Raw genomic sequence first — 17,598 nt, forward strand, 5'->3', positions numbered from 1 at the left:
GTTGGCCCGATTTTCAAAATTGGCCTTGGGTCAAACAACACAGTGCCTTGACGGTAGCGGTTTTTTTCTAGGGGTTCCATCCGCCAAAAAACCGCCATGATCGCGTCAATCCGCCATCTCGATTACAACATCGTTGCCTTCTTCCGGTGCCTCGTTCGCGATCTCCGTCGCCGTGTCATCAACTTCATCTTCGCGCGTATCGCGAAGTCCTTCGATTTCTTCTGCGGTAAGTTCCATGACGACAAGTTCAGGCAGTTCCGCAAGCTCGTTCTTGTTGAGGTGATCGAGGCGCAAACCGTGTCGAATGACATCCGACGTGTTCTTCAGTGCCGTTGAATATGCAGCGGCCGCACGCATGACCTGGACCACGTCGCGAAGTGTGCTTGCTTTCATTTGCGTTGACGCCTGCAACATGATTTCGCGCAGATGGTGTGAATGCGCCAAGTCATCGGCGATAAGTCGTGCCGCCTCTTCCTTGATCGTCTGATCGCTCGTGACGCGGCTCAAGAGGTCTTCCTTGGCTCGTTCAAGCAACTCATCCTTGAGCGAGCCTTTCTTGGCCTTGGTCGCCGCGAAGTGGCGTTGCAGGGAGCGGACGCTAACACCAAGTCGCTGACTGATCGCGAGAGTTGTGTATCCAACTTGTCGGAGTGCCATGGCTTCGGCGATTACATCAGGGGCGATTTCGTGTTTGCGCATTTACTTCGCAGGCCTTTCACCCAAAAGTGTTTACAACTACTAATTAAGAAGAACAGAAGGTAATGTGATGCCTTGGGGTAGGTGAGGCGCGAAACTCCCCCTAACCCCAACGATTAACGTTGCGGTTAGTTGGTCGCCTTGCCCACCCCGATATGCCTTGGGTATAGGTTCTTTTTCCTCCTCGATCGTAGCCACAGCTATGTGTTGTGCGTTCGACTAAGATCGAGGTCCGGCGCTCATCGATCCGCACTCACTGACACGGCCTGCGGCGACCCTTTAGAGGCCAACTCCACCGTTGGGGATTTGTCAGTCCTTCTACCCCGTGGCATCTACATGCCTACCCGTCGCGCCCGAACGTCTGGATACCGATAAAGCGCGCGGTATCTTGTCTCAGTTGTTTTCCGAGACGGTTTCCATTCCTTCAATTGGCGGCAACGGCGGGAAGAGATGGTTTCGCATGAATTCCGCAATCGCCTGATCGGAGGCGCCGTTATCGGACATTCGCTCGCACCGCGCCATGATGCCGGCGAAGCGATCAAGCATTGGGTCCATGATCTGGCGGAAGGCGTCGGCGACCGTCACGTTCACGCTTTCAGCCATTTTTTCGAGACGGGCAAGGTGCAAGCCTTCGACTCGGACTAGAAACTCTTTTGCGCCGGTGGCTCGAATTTGCTCCCGACTGCGGCGCTTGCGTTCGGCGACTGTCATGGGGCGATCGCCGAGCGGCTTCGGCCCTCGTTTACGAGGGGCTTCGCTGGCGATGTCGCGGTAGGTTTGTTCATGCAATTTTTCCATTTCATCTTTATATCACATAATACGTGACATGTCACGTTTTATCGAGTAGCATGACAACGTATTAAACGAACGTCTTGCAATGTAGTCAGGCGAGGGAATGATGGCAAAAGATAAATATGTGGCGTATTACCGTGTCAGCACGCAAAAGCAGGGGGCATCCGGTCTGGGGTTGGAGGCGCAACAGGAGGCCGTTATGCGTTACCTGAATGGCGGCAATTGGGAATTGATCGGTGAGTTCATCGAGGCTGAAACCGGCAAGGGTGCCGACGCCTTGGCGAAGCGCCCGCAGCTTCGCGCGGCTCTCGATGCCTGTCGCAAGTCGGGTGCGAAACTGTTGATTGCCAAGCTAGATCGGCTTGCTCGCAACGTCCATTTCATTACTGGACTAATGGAGGCGTCCAGAGGTAACGGTAAGAACGCGGTGAAGTTCGTTGCGTGTGACATGCCGGACGCTAACGACCTGACGATCCACTTAATGGCCGCCTTTGCCGAACATGAGGCCAAACGTATCAGCGAGCGCACGAAGGATGCCTTGACAATGGCAAGGTGGCGCGGAGTGGTTCTAGGGGCTGCCGGCGCTGCAAACCTGAAGCCGAATATCGCCGAGCGTCAAGCCGTCGCCAATGACTTCGCCGAGCGGCTTCGCGGGCAACTCGACGGCTTCAGGCTTCGACGCTTGACTCAGAGGGAAATGATTGCTGAATTGAATCAACTTGGCGTGCGCACGCCAAAAGGCGGCGCATGGTCCTTGATTCAGCTTCAGCGAGTTATCAAGCGGATTGAAAGTAATGCTCGACACGCTCTATGATGTGTCGAGCGCGAACTCTTGCTAGAGTCCCTTGTTATCTTTTGTTTGCAATGGTCGGTAGCTCACCGCCTCCGATACGCCCTCCATCAGATAGTAAGTAATCTGATCGCGCTTGGTATGCCAAACAGCATACGTCCTGATCCGATTTTCCTCTTCCATTACTGGCTTCCCGTATTTCTGCAGAAGCGCGCCATAAAGTCCAGCAGCCGGCTCAGGCTCCGGTTTTCTCAGATTTACGTAGGCGAGTCCTTTAGTTCTTTTATCGAAGTAGAAATACGCCGTGAACTCATGACGGCCCGCGCTGTATGGAGCCTTCAACATAGGAGTTAGCGTTGAACCTTTTGATGAGTCGGCATATTCCACCTTCTCTTCATTTGTTAGCTCCGACGCTTTGCCGTTAGATGCTGCCAAGACCTGCGCGGGTGAAGATCCCCATTTCGTGTATTGCCAGTCAGCGTAAGCCGATGAAGAAACTGACAGCGCAACAGCGATTGCCACACCGATTTTTATTTTTGATCTCAAGATATTCCCTTTTTTGTAGTCTCATCGACAGACCCAAAGCTAATCAAACTTCTTGACGAAGAGTCCGAGTAGCACATCCGAAGTTTTCTATACAACGATCCTGAAGACTCTATTCACTTGCAGCCCCCTTCGAGTTGCGCACTAGCGCGCGGTTCAAATCGACCAACGAGGGGGCGCGCGCTTTAAGGGCCGGATAATCCAGGACGCGCTGAAAGTCGAGAGCATCAATCGCCTTTTTCCTGTCTACTATGCTAAACATGCCCTCTAAATGAATGTAGTCGTCATGAGTTTCGTGCTTTTCGCCGTCCCCCGCATGTCCACAGATAACCTTTCTCAACTCTCTCTGCACTCCGCTCTTGGTCATCAGCGTAATCACCTGATGCCGGAAGCAATGAAAAGCCAAGCTTGGGTCTGACAAGCCGAGTTTATCGCAGTAGCGACCAAACCATTTGGACACCAATGCGCCATACTTGAGTTCGGCATGTGCGAGATCGGGAAAAAGCATCTCGTGGCCACTGTCACGTAAGACGCGCACATAGTCCGGCAAACCTAATTCCATCAACTTCGAGTGGAACGGCACGATCCGCTTTCCGGAATCACTCTTTACATGTTTGTCCAGTGTTCGTTGCATCGCCAGTTCATCGGGATCAAGCGTCGGAGTAATGATGAAGCATTCGATTCCGTCGATAGTTTTAATGTCTAATAGGCCGAGCTGACATATCTCATCTTGGCGCGCGCCGGTATGCAGCGCGATCAACGGCACCCAAAATTTATACGGCGCTGCGCGGCGGTCCACACCGAGTTTCGACGGATCAAATACAAGCCGCAACTCATCATCGCTAAACAACCTGCGCGCCTGCACGTCAGCTTTAGCGACCTTGAATCGCTCTAGCAGCGTGAATGGAACATCTCTTCCCTCATGATGAAAAACCCAGTCGAGAAAGAGGTTTGCGCGCAACCCTTCATCCTTGACGGTCGATGGACTCATCAGCGTCAAGCCAGGAATTTGGATGATTTCCGCAATCGACCTGCTTCGTGTTTCAGGCATCTTTTGCCGATTCTTCGGAATTTTGATAATGGTTTCGTCGAAGCGATTCCGGTCGTTGTGACTCAGTTTGTGCAAGGGCTTGTCACCAATGATTTCGACGAGCAGTTTTGCAGAAACCTCATATGACTTGATTGTCTGTTCGCTTGGAGGATTCCTTCTTGATCGAATGCTTTCGATGTAGGGCTGGATGTATGCTGAAAGATTGCGTCCATCACCTACTACGGACTCATTCGCCGACGCACCTTTAGCCTTGAAGACCAATGCCAATTCGCGCCGATGCTGCGCCATAAGCCTGTGCTGCTGCAAGATACTCGCGTCAAGCTCATCAGTCAGTTGATCGATCTTCGCTTGATAGCGCAGCCTTTGCTTTGCCAACCGCATAATTTCGAGAAGTTTCGGTTGTTCCGGCCCTTTGGCCTCATCGTTCCCGTCGGACATCTGCCGTTGTCGTATTGTTAGAAAAATGTGTTTAAAGGTCGCTGAAAGCGCCTGCGCGTCACTCGCAGCTTGCCTCACACTGGCTGTATTAAGGCTTTTATAAATCTCAGCGGTGTCGAAATGATGCCGCAAATCTTTCGGCACGCCAATTCTGAAGTAGAGAACGCCGTAGCGATTACGGCGTAGATTTGCTGGAAGTTTGGTTGCCATATTCCGCCTGGTTGGGACACCCATTCGGGACACCTAACCAGATTGGAGCGGCAGAAACGAAAAACCCGCTGACGAATCAGCGGGTTATCGTAAGGATGGTGCCGGCTGCAGGACTCGAACCCGCCACCTGATGATTACAAATCAACTGCTCTACCAGATGAGCTAAGCCGGCGAAACTTGAAAGTCCCGTATTGTACTTTATTTGATCCGAGTTAGTGTGGGGCGCCCGCCTTTTTTTGGAGGGTCATTGTTGTCATCCGGATCGCCCTGCGAAGTCGCGTCATTCGGCTCGCCCTGGGTCTGCGGCACTGCAGAGAGCGCCGGCGTCTTCGCCTCCTCGGTCACTTGCTCATCGTCGGCCGATGACGCCGATACTTCAAATGCCATCCCCTGGCCATTCTCACGAGCATAAATTGCGACCACGTTTTCCACAGGAATCGAAATCTCGCGCGACACCCCGCCGAAGCGTGCTTGAAACTGGATCAGATCATTATCCATCTTCAAGCCGCTGGTCGCGGTGAAGCTGATATTGAGCACGATCTCGCCATTTTTGACGAATTCACGCGGCACTCGCGTGTGAGCATCGACTGCAGCAGCGAGATACGGTGTGTAGCCGTTATCGGTGCACCATTCGTAGATAGCGCGTAGCAAGTAGGGCTTGGTAGAGATTTCAGGCATCGTTTTCTGGGTAAATCGCCTTCGTTACGGAGCATGCATTCCTTCAGGAATCGCGAATGCATACTCGCGTAAACAACAGGCTTAGCGACGCATAACCTTTTCGGACGGCGTCAGCGCTTCGATGTAGGCGGGACGCGAGAAAATGCGCTCCGCATACTTCATCAGAGGTGCCGCGGTCTTGGATAGTTCGATGCCATAGTGATCCAGACGCCAGAGTAACGGCGCGATCGCGACATCCAGCATGGAAAACTCGTCGCCAAGCATGTACTTGTTTTTCATAAACAGCGGTGCAAGCGTCGTCAGCCGGTCACGGATCTCGGCTCTTGCCTTCTCGTGCACTTTCTCCGAACCCTTCGACTTATCGTTTTCAAGGGTATGGACATGCACGAACAACTCTTTCTCGAAGTTGAACAACATCAGGCGAGCGCGCGCGCGCATCAACGGGTCGGCCGGCATCAGTTGCGGATGCGGAAAACGCTCGTCGATGTACTCATTGATAATGTTGGACTCGTAAAGAATCAAATCACGTTCAACCAGGATCGGTACCTGGCCGTAAGGATTCATTACGGAGATATCTTCCGGCTTGTTGAACAGGTCAACGTCGCGAATTTCGAAGTCCATGCCCTTCTCAAACAGGACAAGACGGCAACGCTGCGAAAATGGGCAGGTAGTGCCCGAATAGAGAACCATCATGTTGTAGTTCCTTAGAAACAAAAGGGTGAGACGTCATACGGCTCACCCTAAATCAAACGCCCGCCGTCCTTCCGGATGGCGGGCAAAAATTTACTTGATGTCTTTCCAGTAGGACGCGTTCAAACGCCAGGACAGCACCAGGAATACGCCGAGGAACAGCAACACCACAACGCCAAGGCGTTTGCGTGTGTTTTGCACCGGCTCGGCCATCCATTCGAGGTAAGCCACAAGGTCGGCGGTTGCGTTGTCGTATTCCAGTGGTGACAGCTTGCCTGGCTTTACCTGCTCGAAGCCGACAAACTTGTGCACCATCTTGCTGGGATCATGCGGATCCTTCTCTTCGACGAATTTGGCGCTGCGTACCCCTTGCAACTCCCAAAGGACATGCGGCATGCCGACGCTCGGGAACACCAGATTGTTCCAGCCGGTCGGACGTGTGTCGTCCTTGTAGAAGGTGCGCAGGTAGGTGTACAGGTAATCAGCACCGGATCCAGCTTCAGATGCCTTGGCGCGCGCAATCACGGACAGATCCGGAGGAACCGCACCGAACCACGCCTTCGCGTCGCCAGGCTGCATCGACACTTTCATCAGATCGCCCACTTTGTCCGACGCGAAAAGCAGGTTGTTCTTGATCTGGTCTTCCGTCAGGCCGATGTCCCGCAAACGGTTGTAACGCATGGCGGAAGCCGCATGGCAGTTCAAGCAGTAATTGACGAAGAGCTTGGCGCCGTTTTGCAAGGCAGCCAGGTCCTTCGTACGGCTCGGTGCCTGGTCAAGGGCGACAGTCTCGCTCGCGAGCACGACTGCCGGAACCATTGCAAGGACCGCAATCAGTTTTTTCAGCAATTTCATGATTCTTCTATCCCTTTGCGGCTTAGTGCGGCTTATAGGTAACACGCTCCGGTACGGGCTTGAATTGCCCCATCGAACTCCACCATGGCATCAACATGAAGAAGCCGAGGTAAATGAACGTGCAAATCTGCGCTACAAGAGTACGGGCCTCGGTAGGCGGCATGACGCCCAGGTAACCGAGAATCACGAATGCGATGCCAAACACGACATAAACATAACGATGCCAGCTCGGGCGGTAACGGATTGATTTGACCGGGGAGTGATCGAGCCAAGGCAAGCCACCCAGGATCATCACGGATACACCCATCAGCACCACACCCCAGAACTTGGCGTCGAAGACGAACATGCCAACCAATGCAGCTGCACCGACGACAATGAATCCGGTCTTGATCGAGCCGCTCAGCTTCGACTTGGTGAGGACGAGTGCGATGTATGCCACAAGGCCGACTTCCAGCGCGTACATGAACTGCGAGGTCGTTGCACGCAAGATCGAGTAGAACGGCGTGAAGTACCAGACCGGTGCAATATGCGGCGGAGTCTTCAGCGGATCGGCCGGGATGAAGTTGTTGTACTCGAGGAAGTAGCCGCCCATTTCCGGCGCGAAGAAGATAATCGCGGTGAAAACGATCAGGAATACCGCAACGACGTACACGTCGTGCACGGAATAGTACGGATGGAACGGGATGCCGTCGAGCGGCACACCGTTGGCGTCCGTCTTTTCCTTGATCTCGATGCCGTCCGGGTTGTTGGAGCCGACTTCGTGCAGCGCAATGATGTGCGCAACAACCAGGCCGAGCAGAACCAGCGGAATCGCAATCACGTGGAACGAGAAGAAGCGGTTCAGGGTTGCGTCAGACACGACATAGTCACCGCGAATCCACAGCGACAGATCCGGACCGATGAACGGAATCGCACCGAACAGGTTCACGATCACCTGCGCGCCCCAGTAGGACATCTGTCCCCAGGGAAGCAGGTAGCCGAAGAAAGCCTCGGCCATGAGCGCCAGGAAGATGGCGACACCGAACAGCCATACCAGCTCACGCGGCTTGCGATAGGAGCCGTACAACAATCCACGAAGCATGTGCAGATATACGACGATGAAGAACGCCGAAGCACCGGTGGAATGCATATAGCGGATCAACCAGCCCCAGGGCACATCGCGCATGATGTACTCGACTGAATTGAACGCGAGGTTTGCATCGGGCTTGTAGTGCATCACGAGGAAGATGCCGGTGACGATCTGGATCACCAGAACCAGCAATGCGAGGGAACCGAATGCATACCAGAAGTTGAAGTTCTTCGGTGCGTAGTATTCGGAGAGATGCGCCTTCCAGGTGGAAGTCAGCGGGAAGCGGGCGTCGACCCAGTTCAGCGCCTTGGCGGAGAACGGCGCATTGGCGGGGAGTTTTTTCTCTTGGAATGCCATGATTATGCTTCGCCTTTCTCGTCTTTGCCGATAATCAGCCTTGTGTCGCTCAAATACATATGCGGCGGCACTTGCAGATTATCAGGAGCCGGCTTGTTCTTGAATACGCGACCTGCCAGGTCAAAGGTGGAACCGTGACACGGGCAAAGGAAGCCGCCCTGCCAGTCTTCCGGCAGCGAAGGCTGTGCGCCAGGCTGCAGCTTGCTGCTCGGAGAGCAGCCGAGATGGGAGCAAATACCGACTGCAACCAGAATTTCCGGCTTGCGGGAGCGGTATTCGTTTCGTGCATATTCCGGCGTAAGGTCTGCCGGATTGCGTTCCGATTTGGGATCGGCAACCTGTGCGTCGGTTTTCTTCAGCGACTCGACCATTTCTGGCGAACGCTTCAGAATCCAGACGGGTTTGCCGCGCCACTCAACGGTCTTCATTTCCCCCGGGGCCAAGCCCGCAATATCAACCTCCACCGGAGCGCCTGCGGCTTTTGCTCGCTCGGACGGCTGGAAGGTGGACACAAAGGCCCCTGCCGTAGCCAATCCGGCCACACCACCCGCCGCACACGTAGCGACGAGCAAGCCGCGTCGACCGGAATCGACCTGCTTTTCGTTACTCATACCAACCCCAATCAGTGAAAAAACGAAATCTGCACGAAACTTCTAGCAACCTTAGATTATAACTGAGCACGGATGCGAATTAAAGCAAATAGCTTCCTGAGCACACTATTTTCGGGAACTTTTTCGATGCGCCTGATGGGGCTTGGCCGGAGCGGACCCGTGGCCCGATTCGAGCATGGAGCTGCGGGTCGCGTGCCGAAGCGGAAATTGGCAGAGAAAAGCTGGAAAAACGCGCGGTGAGCGAACGTAGGCAGGCTTGCCGCCCACCTCGGTCTACTCCGAGCGAGGGTGGCCGAGTTTCAGCAGGCCGCGTCGATGCGCTTCGAATACCGCCTCGCCGCGCGAATGCACCGCCAGCTTTCCATAAATATTCTTGATGTGGGTTTGCACCGTACCGACCGACACCGATAGCAACTTGGCAACCTCGCCATAACTATCGCCTTGGGCGATCAAATCGAGAATCGCCGCTTCCCGTTTGGTCAGACTGGTTGTGTCGCCCGCCGTCGGAAAGGTCGCTGCCTGGGGCTTTTTACCGTCGCGGACCTTGGCCAGCACCATACGAGCAATTGTCGGACTCATCGGTGCACCGCCGGCACGCAAGTCAAGGACGGCACGCGCGATATCCATTTTGCCGGCATCCTTCAGGACGTAGCCGGAGGCCCCGGCTTCGATGCAGGCCAGCACATTCGCCTCATCGCTCGACATGGTCACGACCATGATGTCCGTCTGCGGATAACGGTGTGTGCATGCATGAATAATTTCAATGCCTGAACCGTCCGGCAGCCCGAGATCCGTCAGCAGCACGTCGGGCCGCGTTGTCTCGAGCCATGCGAGCGCGGGTTTGACGCTATCGAAGGCAGTCAGCAATTTCAACTCGGGGGCCGATTCAATGGCCAGGCACAATGTCTTTCGCGTTACGGCATCGTCCTCGACGACCAAAACGCCAACCGCGCCACGCGATATTTGATCCAACATATATATTCCTCACCTGCGGCAATGATACCGCATATAAGGATTTAATTAACTTTCAATACGGGCCGTATGATTTCCGTGATCAGACCGGATTAAGGATGTCGATGAAACGATGCTCGATGCCGAATTTTTCGGCCAGATGCGCTCCCAGCGCCTGCACCCCGTATCGCTCCGTCGCATGGTGGCCGCAGGCAAGGTAGGCGACGCCGCTCTCCCTTGCGAGATGCACCGTCGGTTCGGAAATTTCGCCGCTCAGATATGCCGTCGCGCCGGCGACGATGGCATCGTTCAACAAGTTGTGCGCGGCCCCGGTGCACCATGCGATTCGCCCCAGCGTTTGCTCCGGATTTCCAATCACAAGCGGCGCCCTGCCCAGGCGCGCTTCAATCATGCGCGCCAGTCCGCCTATCGTCTTGACTTGGGAATCAGACGGCGTGCCAAGCCAGCCAAGATCGTTTTCCCCGAACCGACCATCCGCAATCAATCCCAGTTGCTGGCCCAGTCGTGCGTTATTGCCAAATTCGGGATGCATATCAAGCGGCAAGTGATACGCAAACAGATTAATGTCGTTGGTCAGCAGCAAGCGCAAGCGCTTCTGTTTCGGCCCGATGATCCGCGGATCCTCGCCACGCCAGAAATAGCCATGATGCACCAGGATCGCGTCCGCATCCGCCGCCACCGCAGCCTCAATCAAGGCTAAACTTGCGGTCACTCCGGTGACCACTTTTTTTATTTGCAGACGGCCTTCGACTTGCAGTCCGTTTGGGCAATAGTCGCGAAAACGAGTAATATCAAGGGCTTGGTCTAGATATTTTGCAAAGCTGTCCCTATTTATTGATACTTGGTTCATTTTTACCCTTTTATGCGACGTCTCTGGCTGTTGTTTGCGCAAACCGTAACCGTCGGTTTGGCGATTTGGTTCATTGTAGCGAGCTTGAAGCCGGAATGGGCCGGCAGCCTGACAGGCCACTCCGGAGCTACTCATTCGACGTCATCCTCGGTGCCGATGATAGAGGCTCCCGCGAGTGCAACGCCGGCGCAGGGTTCCTATCGCGATGCGGCGAAGCGCGCCATGCCCGCGGTGGTGAATATTTTTACGACCAAAGGTGCGCGCGAACCGAAGACGCCGTTCATGGACGACCCGCTGTTTCGGCGTTTCTTTGGTGATCAACAGGAAGACAGGCAATTCAGCCTCGGTTCCGGCGTGGTCGTCAGTCCGCAAGGTTATGTATTGACCAATAACCACGTGATCGAAACCGCCGATGAGATTGAAGTTGCGCTGGCTGACGGCCGCAAGGCGGTTGCCAAAGTGGTTGGCGCCGATCCCGAGACCGATCTGGCGGTCGTGAAAATCAATTTGCAGAACCTGCCCGCAATTGTGCTGGGGCATGCTGACCAGGCCAAAGTTGGCGACGTCGTGCTGGCTATCGGCAATCCGTTTGGCGTAGGCCAGACGGTCACCATGGGCATCATCTCGGCACTGGGCCGCAATCATCTCGGCATCAACACCTTTGAAAACTTCATCCAGACGGACGCGGCGATCAATCCGGGCAATTCCGGCGGCGCACTTATCGACGTCAACGGTAATTTGCTTGGCATCAACACCGCAATCTATTCACGCAGCGGTGGGTCGCTCGGAATTGGATTTGCAATTCCGGTGACGACCATCAAAACCGTGATGGAATCGATCATCAACACGGGTCAGGTGGTGCGGGGCTGGATCGGTGTCGAGCCGCAAGACATCACACCGGAATTGGCGGAAAGCTTCGGCCTCAGTAAAAAATCCGGCGCCATCATTGCGGGCGTATTGAAGGGTGGCCCGGCCGACAAGGCAGGAATCAAGCCGGGCGATATTCTGATGGAGGTGGAAGGCAAGCCAGTCACCGATACGACGGACATGCTGAACCTGATCGCACAACTGACGCCAGGCCACAAGGCAAAGATGACGGTACTGCGAAAGAGCCAGGAATCGACGATCGACGTGATTGTCGGCACGCGGCCGAAGCCGCGGCGCGAAGAGCAAGAATAAGGCGACTGAGAGGACGAGGCCGACCATGCACATTCGCGACCTGATCCAGTTCCTGGCCGAGCTGTCGGAAAACAATAACCGTGCGTGGTTTGTGATGAACAAGCCTCGCTACGATATCCTGCGTCTGGAGTTTCTTGAATTGGTGACGAAACTGATTGCCGATATCAGCAAATTCGACCCGGAAGTCGCTCACTGCAATCCGAGAAAGGCGCTGTTCCGCATCAATCGCGACATGCGCTTTTCCCACGACAAGAGCCCGTACAAGACCAGGTTTTCAGCGGCAATCACAGCCAGCGGACTGAAAAAGCCGAGTCAGGGTGGCGGGCCAGCCTACTATTTCCATGTCGATGCAAACGGTGTGTTGCTGATTGCAGGCGGCGAATACATGCCGCCGCCGGATCGGCTGAAGACGATTCGCGAGCATGTGATCGCGGATGCCACCGGATTCGGCAAGGTGCTCAAGAACAGGAAATTGAAAGAACGCTTCGGCGACTTGCAGGACGAGGGCAAGTTAAAGCGTCCACCGAAAGGTTTCGACATCGATGCGCCGCACATCGAATACATCAAGCTGAAGAGCTTCATCGTCTGGAACGAGACGAGCTTGAAGAAGAAGATTCCGACCGATATCGAAAAGGAATTGGCCAGCGGGTTCAAAGACGCCTATCCGCTCATCACCTGGCTGCGCCAGGCAAAGTGACGCGTCAGACAGTCTCTTCTTCCGTCTCTTCCGGTGCTTCCGTCGCCTTTGCAAACATCGGGGCAACGATCAAACCGACTTCGAACAGAAGACACAGTGGCACTGCCAGCAATAACTGGCTCATGATATCCGGCGGTGTAATCACTGCCGCGATCACAAACGCGGCGACGATCACATACGGCCGAATCTGCTTGAGCTTTTCCACGGTGATCAGTCCCATGCGAACAAGAACAATCACCACGATCGGGACTTCGAACGTGACGCCAAAGGCAATGAACAAGGTCATCACGAAACCGAAATAACTTTCGATATCCGGCGCAACCGTGATCGACTTGGGCGCGAATTCGTTGATGAATTTGAAAATTACGCCGAACACGAAGAAATAGCAGAACGCGACGCCGGCCACAAACAAAAGCGATGACGACACGACCAGGGGTGCGACCAGTTTCTTTTCATGCGCATAAAGCCCCGGGGCGATGAAGGCCCAGGCCTGATATAGCACTACGGGCAGCGCAATCACGAATGCCACCAGCAGGGTGACCTTGACGGGAATCAGGAATGGTGTGATCACCCCGGTCGCGATCATCTTGCTGCCGACCGGCAGGGCCGACATCATCGGCAGCGCGAGGAAGTCGTAGATCTTCCCGGCCCATGGCATCAGGCCCAAGAAGACCACAATGATCGCCGCCGAGGCTTTCATCACGCGATTGCGCAATTCCACCAGGTGCGAGATGAAGGTATCACCTGCAGCCGTTGAGTCTTGTTCGTCGATCATTTAGTGAAAGGAAACGGGTGATTTGCGAGCTGCGCTGGCAGGGCGGTACTTGGCAACACGCGCAGCACCGGAAATCACATGGGTTTTCCGGCCGCTTTGCTTTTTGTACCAGGCAGGAATGGCCGAGGTGCGAGAGAGTTTCTTCTTGCGGAAGTCCTTCGCCTTCAATGTCATTTGATCAGTAGTCGGCGGAGTATCGAGCAAGGGGTTGGACAAGGCCGTGTGCACCTCGGTTTCGATTTCCGAGATGTTCTTCGCAATGCTCTGTTCGACATTGCTGGCGGCTTCCTGCATGTCCTTGTGCACCTTGCGCAGTTCTTCCAGCTCGATCTCGCGGCTGACTTCCGATTTGACCTCGTTGATATAGCGTTGGGCACGGCCGAACAAAGTGCCGGCCATGCGCGCCACCTTCGGCAACCTTTCGGGGCCGACGACGACCAGCGCAACGACGCCGATCAACGCGAGTTTGGACAATCCGAGATCTATCATTATGGGAAATTTGCAAGGAAAAAGCCCATCTTGCGCAGCGACGCGCTATGGGCACTCCCCAAGGATATGTCGATCAACTCTTTTTTTCTTTTGCGTCGACGTCGATCGTCGTTTTCTCGGCAGATGCGGAGGATTTCTCTTCCTCACCTTTGATACCATCCTTGAAGCCTTTGACGGCCTTGCCAAGGTCGGAACCGATATTGCCGAGCTTCTTGGTGCCGAAAATCAGCATGACGACAATCAGCACGATCAGCCAGTGCCAAATGCTAAATGAACCCATCATTTTCTCCTAAGCGGGCGTAACCGCCCTGTAAAACAATTCAGATTAACGCTGGCCACGCCATGGCCGGGGTCCGCCAATCACATGCAAGTGCAGATGGTACACCTCTTGACCGCCATCCGGTCCGGTATTGAACTGCGCCTTGAATCCGCCACTACCTGCATCCTGCTCCCCCGCGACATAGCCACACCCTTGTTCCTTTGCAAGCTGAGGCGCCAAAAGCATCATCTTGCTCAACAGGTCGGCGTGGCTTTCGTCACAATCCGCCAGCGTGGCAACATGCTGTTTTGGTACGATAAGAAAGTGTACCGGCGCAGCAGGATTGATGTCGTGAAACGCGATCAGATCCTCGTCTTCGAAAATAGTTCTCGATGGAATCTGTTTCGCCGCGATTTTACAGAAAATGCAGTCAGTCATGAATGATCCGTATCTTTGATTCTCAAAAGAAATCCTGGTTCCGCCGGTTTCTTTCCGGTTTCGGACTTATTTGCGGCTTGCCTTTTCGTCAATGCCGGAGATGCCTTCGCGACGAGCAAGCTCATCCAGCACATCCTGTGGCGTCAAATTGAATTGTGCGAGCATGATCATCGAATGAAACCAGAGGTCGGCGCATTCATATAACACTTTTGCCTTGTCGCCGCCGGCGCGCACATCCTTGGCTGCCATGACGGTTTCGGTTGCCTCTTCGCCGATTTTCTTCAAGATGGCGTCGTCCCCTTTGGAAAACAAGCGCGCGACGTAAGATGTATCGGGATTTCCGCCATTGACAGGCTTGCGCGACTCGATGACGGCGGCCAGGCGTTTCAAGGTATCAGTCATTGTGTTGGGCGGCTTCTGTCCGCCTCGCCTTTCGAATTCCATGCCGACGATGGGGACGAAACCCACCTTTCGGCATTGCAAAGATGCTATTTGTAAATGCTTTCCGGGTCCTTCAGTACGGGCTCGGTTGCTTGCCACTCGCCACCCGCGCCGCCATCGAACTTCTGGAAAAAGCAGGAATGCCTTCCGGTATGGCATGCGATGCCACCGGTCTGTTCCACTTTCAAAAGCACCACGTCCTCGTCACAGTCGAGACGGATTTCGTGCACTTTCTGGGTATGGCCCGATTCCTCGCCCTTGTGCCACAGCTTCTTGCGCGACCGGCTCCAGTACACTGCCTCGCCCAGTTCAACCGTCTTCTGAAGTGCTTCGCGATTCATCCACGCGAACATCAATACATCGTTGGACCCGACTTCCTGCGCGATGACGGGAACGAGGCCATGCTCGTCCCATTTCACCTTGTTCAACCATTTGGCGTTCGCGCTCATGCAAGCCTCATCGGGATACCTTGCTCGGCCATGAAGTGCTTGGCTTCCTGCACCGTATGTTCTCCATAATGGAAAATGCTCGCTGCCAGTACGGCATCGGCGCGTCCGAGCTTGATGCCGTCGGCCAGATCCTGCAGTCCGCCGACGCCACCGGAAGCAATGACCGGGACCGACACCGCATCGGAAACGGCACGCGTCAGCGCGAGGTCAAAGCCGCTCTTGGTGCCGTCGCGATCCATGCTGGTCAACAGCAACTCGCCGGCACCAAGGCTCTCCATCTTCTTTGCCCATTCGATCACGTCAAGTCCGGTCGGCTTGCGTCCGCCATGAGTAAAAACTTCCCACTTGTTGTCACCGGACTTCTTGGCGTCGATCGCGACGACAATGCATTGCGAACCATACTTGTGCGAGGCATCCTGCACGATTTGCGGATTGGCGACCGCGGCACTGTTGATGCTGATCTTGTCGGCACCGGCATTGAGCAGCCGCCGCACATCCTCGACCGTACGGACGCCGCCGCCGACGGTCAGCGGGATGAATACCTGAGAGGCCACCGCTTCGATGATATGCAGAATCAGATCACGACCATCCGAGGTGGCGGTAATGTCGAGGAAGGTGAGTTCGTCGGCTCCCTGCTCGTCGTAGCGGCGCGCAATTTCTACCGGGTCGCCGGCATCGCGCAGTTCGACGAAGTTGACGCCCTTGACCACGCGACCGGCGGTCACGTCGAGGCAAGGGATGATGCGTTTTGCGAGGGTCATGCTTACTCTTCTTCCGCCTCTTCCAGGCCGCTCAGTTCGTCGGCGCGGGCTTGTGCCGAGCGCAGATCGAGCGTGCCCTCATAAATCGAGCGACCGCAGATCACGCCTTCGATGCCCTCATCCTGTACCGCGCACAGTGCTTCCACATCCTTGATGTTATGCACGCCGCCGGAGGCAATGACCGGAATGGTCATGCTTCGCGCCAGTTTCACGGTCGCGTCGATATTCACCCCGCCCATCATGCCGTCGCGGCCAATGTCGGTATAGACGATCGCTTCGCAACCATAGTCTTCGAACTTCTTCGCCAGATCGATGACTTCGTGACCGGACAATTTGCTCCAGCCGTCGGTGGCGACCTTGCCATCCTTGGCGTCGAGACCGACGATGATCTGCCCGGGGAATGCGCTGCATGCGTCATGCAGGAAGCCGGGATTCTTGACCGCGGCGGTGCCGATGATGATGTACGACAGGCCGTCGTCCAGGTAACGCTCGATGGTGTCGAGATCGCGAATGCCGCCACCCAGCTGGACCGGTATTTCATCGGTATCGTTTTCCAGCGCAAAACTGCGCACGGCCTGGATGATTGACTTGACCGCGGCCTCGTTCTTCGGCTTGCCGGCAAAAGCGCCGTTCAAATCCACCAGATGCAGTCGTCGAGCACCTTGGGCCAGCCAATGTCGCGCCATCTGGGCGGGATCATCGGAAAACACGGTGGCTTGGTCCATATCGCCTTGTTTCAGGCGCACGCAATGACCGTCCTTGAGGTCGATAGCAGGTATGAGCAGCATGGCTACATTCAGGATGGATTGAGGTTAATTAAGGTTGCTGAACAATAACGACTACGGGTTCCAGTGAACAAAATTCTTGTACAACTGCAAACCTGCAGTTGCGCTCTTTTCCGGATGAAACTGGGTCGCGAAAATATTGTCTTTTGCAACAGCGCACGCGAATGGTGCGCCATAGGTGCTCTCGCCCGCCACATGCTTGCGCTCGGCGGGCAGGGCGTAATAGCTGTGCACGAAATAAAAGTAGCTGTTATCGGCAATGCCATTCCACAGCGGATGGGACAATGTTTGTTGCACACGGTTCCAGCCCATCTGCGGCACCTTGAAGCGTGATCCGTCTTCCTGATGCAAGCCGTCGAGCTGGAAACGCACAACCTTGCCCGGCAACAAACCGATCCCTGGCGTATCGCCCTCTTCGCTCCAATCAAACAGCAACTGCTCGCCGACGCATACGCCAAGCAAGGGCTTGCTGCGCGTCGACGCGACAACCGCCTCCTGCAAACCCGATTCGCGCAGGCAGCGCATGCAATCCGGCATGGCGCCTTGCCCGGGCAGGACAAGGCGATCCGCCGATTTGATGTCCACGAGTTCGCCGGAGATGCGCACATCCGCCTCCGGGGCCACATGGCGCAACGCCTGCGCCACCGAGCGCAAGTTGCCCATGCCGTAATCAACAACAACGATCTTGTTCATGTCAAAAAATGAAATCGCAGCGCCGGCGGC

The 17,598-nt window shown here is 55.2% G+C and carries 23 protein-coding genes and 1 tRNA gene; 3 read left to right on the forward strand and 21 right to left on the reverse strand.

The window, feature by feature from the left end; genetic code table 11:
- Nucleotides 1–105: 105 nt before the first annotated feature.
- Both VJ651_RS16665 and VJ651_RS16670 read right to left on the reverse strand, forming a co-directional pair.
- Nucleotides 106–699 carry a hypothetical protein gene (locus VJ651_RS16665; protein WP_324108527.1) on the reverse strand — a complete coding sequence of 198 codons (594 nt, stop codon included), beginning with the start codon at nucleotides 697–699 and terminating at the stop codon, nucleotides 106–108.
- 390 nt (nucleotides 700–1,089) lie between these two features.
- Nucleotides 1,090–1,494 carry a hypothetical protein gene (locus tag VJ651_RS16670; RefSeq protein ID WP_324108528.1) on the reverse strand — a complete coding sequence of 135 codons (405 nt, stop codon included), beginning with the start codon at nucleotides 1,492–1,494 and terminating at the stop codon, nucleotides 1,090–1,092.
- 97 nt (nucleotides 1,495–1,591) lie between these two features.
- On the opposite strand from VJ651_RS16670, the gene VJ651_RS16675 reads away from it, so the two are divergent.
- Complete coding sequence (locus VJ651_RS16675) at nucleotides 1,592–2,302, forward strand: recombinase family protein (RefSeq protein ID WP_324108529.1); 711 nt, start codon at nucleotides 1,592–1,594, stop codon at nucleotides 2,300–2,302.
- 21 nt (nucleotides 2,303–2,323) lie between these two features.
- On the opposite strand, the gene VJ651_RS16680 is transcribed toward VJ651_RS16675, so the two are convergent.
- The 10 genes from VJ651_RS16680 to VJ651_RS16725 form a co-directional block, all read right to left on the reverse strand.
- Nucleotides 2,324–2,824, reverse strand: coding sequence for a hypothetical protein (locus VJ651_RS16680; protein ID WP_324108530.1), 501 nt, complete (start codon nucleotides 2,822–2,824; stop codon nucleotides 2,324–2,326).
- Between the two features lie 109 nt (nucleotides 2,825–2,933).
- Nucleotides 2,934–4,520: a site-specific integrase gene (locus tag VJ651_RS16685; RefSeq protein ID WP_324108531.1), complete on the reverse strand. Its 1,587-nt coding sequence runs from the start codon at nucleotides 4,518–4,520 to the stop codon at nucleotides 2,934–2,936.
- Nucleotides 4,521–4,616: 96 nt separating this feature from the next.
- Nucleotides 4,617–4,692 (reverse strand) — tRNA-Thr (locus VJ651_RS16690).
- A 26-nt stretch (nucleotides 4,693–4,718) separates the two neighbouring features.
- A complete protein-coding gene (locus VJ651_RS16695; RefSeq protein WP_324108532.1) occupies nucleotides 4,719–5,198 on the reverse strand; it encodes a ClpXP protease specificity-enhancing factor in 480 nt (159 codons plus the stop codon).
- Between the two features lie 81 nt (nucleotides 5,199–5,279).
- Entirely contained in the window at nucleotides 5,280–5,891 is a 612-nt protein-coding gene (locus tag VJ651_RS16700) for a glutathione S-transferase N-terminal domain-containing protein (protein ID WP_136417783.1), read from the reverse strand.
- A 90-nt stretch (nucleotides 5,892–5,981) separates the two neighbouring features.
- Nucleotides 5,982–6,743, reverse strand: a complete 762-nt coding sequence (locus tag VJ651_RS16705; protein ID WP_324108533.1) for a cytochrome c1 — start codon at nucleotides 6,741–6,743, stop codon at nucleotides 5,982–5,984.
- A gap of 22 nt (nucleotides 6,744–6,765) precedes the next feature.
- Entirely contained in the window at nucleotides 6,766–8,172 is a 1,407-nt protein-coding gene (locus tag VJ651_RS16710) for a cytochrome bc complex cytochrome b subunit (protein ID WP_324108619.1), read from the reverse strand.
- Nucleotides 8,172–8,780, reverse strand: coding sequence for a ubiquinol-cytochrome c reductase iron-sulfur subunit (gene petA, locus VJ651_RS16715; protein ID WP_292934262.1), 609 nt, complete (start codon nucleotides 8,778–8,780; stop codon nucleotides 8,172–8,174). The genes VJ651_RS16710 and petA overlap by 1 nt, the downstream gene beginning before the upstream one ends.
- A 273-nt stretch (nucleotides 8,781–9,053) precedes the next feature.
- Nucleotides 9,054–9,755 carry a response regulator transcription factor gene (locus VJ651_RS16720; RefSeq protein WP_324108534.1) on the reverse strand — a complete coding sequence of 234 codons (702 nt, stop codon included), beginning with the start codon at nucleotides 9,753–9,755 and terminating at the stop codon, nucleotides 9,054–9,056.
- A 79-nt stretch (nucleotides 9,756–9,834) separates the two neighbouring features.
- Nucleotides 9,835–10,602, reverse strand: coding sequence for a Nif3-like dinuclear metal center hexameric protein (locus VJ651_RS16725; protein WP_324108620.1), 768 nt, complete (start codon nucleotides 10,600–10,602; stop codon nucleotides 9,835–9,837).
- Nucleotides 10,603–10,614: 12 nt separating this feature from the next.
- Here VJ651_RS16725 and VJ651_RS16730 point away from each other — a divergent pair, with 12 nt between their 5' ends.
- Together VJ651_RS16730 and VJ651_RS16735 are read left to right on the forward strand one after the other, a co-directional pair.
- On the forward strand, nucleotides 10,615–11,781 hold the full coding sequence (locus VJ651_RS16730; protein ID WP_324108535.1) for a Do family serine endopeptidase: 1,167 nt from the start codon (nucleotides 10,615–10,617) through the stop codon (nucleotides 11,779–11,781).
- Nucleotides 11,782–11,806: 25 nt separating this feature from the next.
- Nucleotides 11,807–12,478, forward strand: a complete 672-nt coding sequence (locus tag VJ651_RS16735; RefSeq protein WP_324108536.1) for a DUF2461 domain-containing protein — start codon at nucleotides 11,807–11,809, stop codon at nucleotides 12,476–12,478.
- Nucleotides 12,479–12,482: 4 nt separating this feature from the next.
- Here the strand turns inward: VJ651_RS16735 and tatC are convergent, their stop codons facing one another.
- From tatC to hisH, 9 genes are all read right to left on the reverse strand, one after another.
- On the reverse strand, nucleotides 12,483–13,253 hold the full coding sequence (tatC, locus tag VJ651_RS16740) for a twin-arginine translocase subunit TatC (protein ID WP_324108537.1): 771 nt from the start codon (nucleotides 13,251–13,253) through the stop codon (nucleotides 12,483–12,485).
- Nucleotides 13,254–13,742 carry a Sec-independent protein translocase protein TatB gene (gene tatB / locus VJ651_RS16745; RefSeq protein WP_324108538.1) on the reverse strand — a complete coding sequence of 163 codons (489 nt, stop codon included), beginning with the start codon at nucleotides 13,740–13,742 and terminating at the stop codon, nucleotides 13,254–13,256.
- Between the two features lie 73 nt (nucleotides 13,743–13,815).
- Nucleotides 13,816–14,022: a Sec-independent protein translocase subunit TatA gene (gene tatA, locus VJ651_RS16750; protein WP_324108539.1), complete on the reverse strand. Its 207-nt coding sequence runs from the start codon at nucleotides 14,020–14,022 to the stop codon at nucleotides 13,816–13,818.
- Between the two features lie 45 nt (nucleotides 14,023–14,067).
- Nucleotides 14,068–14,439 (reverse strand): histidine triad nucleotide-binding protein, encoded by a 372-nt coding sequence (locus VJ651_RS16755; RefSeq protein ID WP_324108540.1) that lies wholly within the window; start codon nucleotides 14,437–14,439, stop codon nucleotides 14,068–14,070.
- A gap of 66 nt (nucleotides 14,440–14,505) precedes the next feature.
- Nucleotides 14,506–14,841, reverse strand: coding sequence for a phosphoribosyl-ATP diphosphatase (locus VJ651_RS16760; RefSeq protein WP_324108541.1), 336 nt, complete (start codon nucleotides 14,839–14,841; stop codon nucleotides 14,506–14,508).
- An 86-nt stretch (nucleotides 14,842–14,927) separates the two neighbouring features.
- Entirely contained in the window at nucleotides 14,928–15,329 is a 402-nt protein-coding gene (gene hisI, locus VJ651_RS16765; protein ID WP_324108542.1) for a phosphoribosyl-AMP cyclohydrolase, read from the reverse strand.
- Nucleotides 15,326–16,090 carry an imidazole glycerol phosphate synthase subunit HisF gene (gene hisF / locus VJ651_RS16770; protein ID WP_324108543.1) on the reverse strand — a complete coding sequence of 255 codons (765 nt, stop codon included), beginning with the start codon at nucleotides 16,088–16,090 and terminating at the stop codon, nucleotides 15,326–15,328. The genes hisI and hisF overlap by 4 nt, the downstream gene beginning before the upstream one ends.
- 2 nt (nucleotides 16,091–16,092) lie before the next feature.
- Entirely contained in the window at nucleotides 16,093–16,878 is a 786-nt protein-coding gene (hisA, locus tag VJ651_RS16775; protein WP_324108544.1) for a 1-(5-phosphoribosyl)-5-[(5-phosphoribosylamino)methylideneamino]imidazole-4-carboxamide isomerase, read from the reverse strand.
- Nucleotides 16,879–16,929: 51 nt separating this feature from the next.
- Entirely contained in the window at nucleotides 16,930–17,568 is a 639-nt protein-coding gene (gene hisH / locus VJ651_RS16780; protein ID WP_324108545.1) for an imidazole glycerol phosphate synthase subunit HisH, read from the reverse strand.
- Between the last annotated feature and the right edge of the window lie 30 nt (nucleotides 17,569–17,598).

It is taken from the genome of Noviherbaspirillum sp. (assembly GCF_035254865.1).
Lineage (GTDB): Bacteria > Pseudomonadota > Gammaproteobacteria > Burkholderiales > Burkholderiaceae_D > Noviherbaspirillum.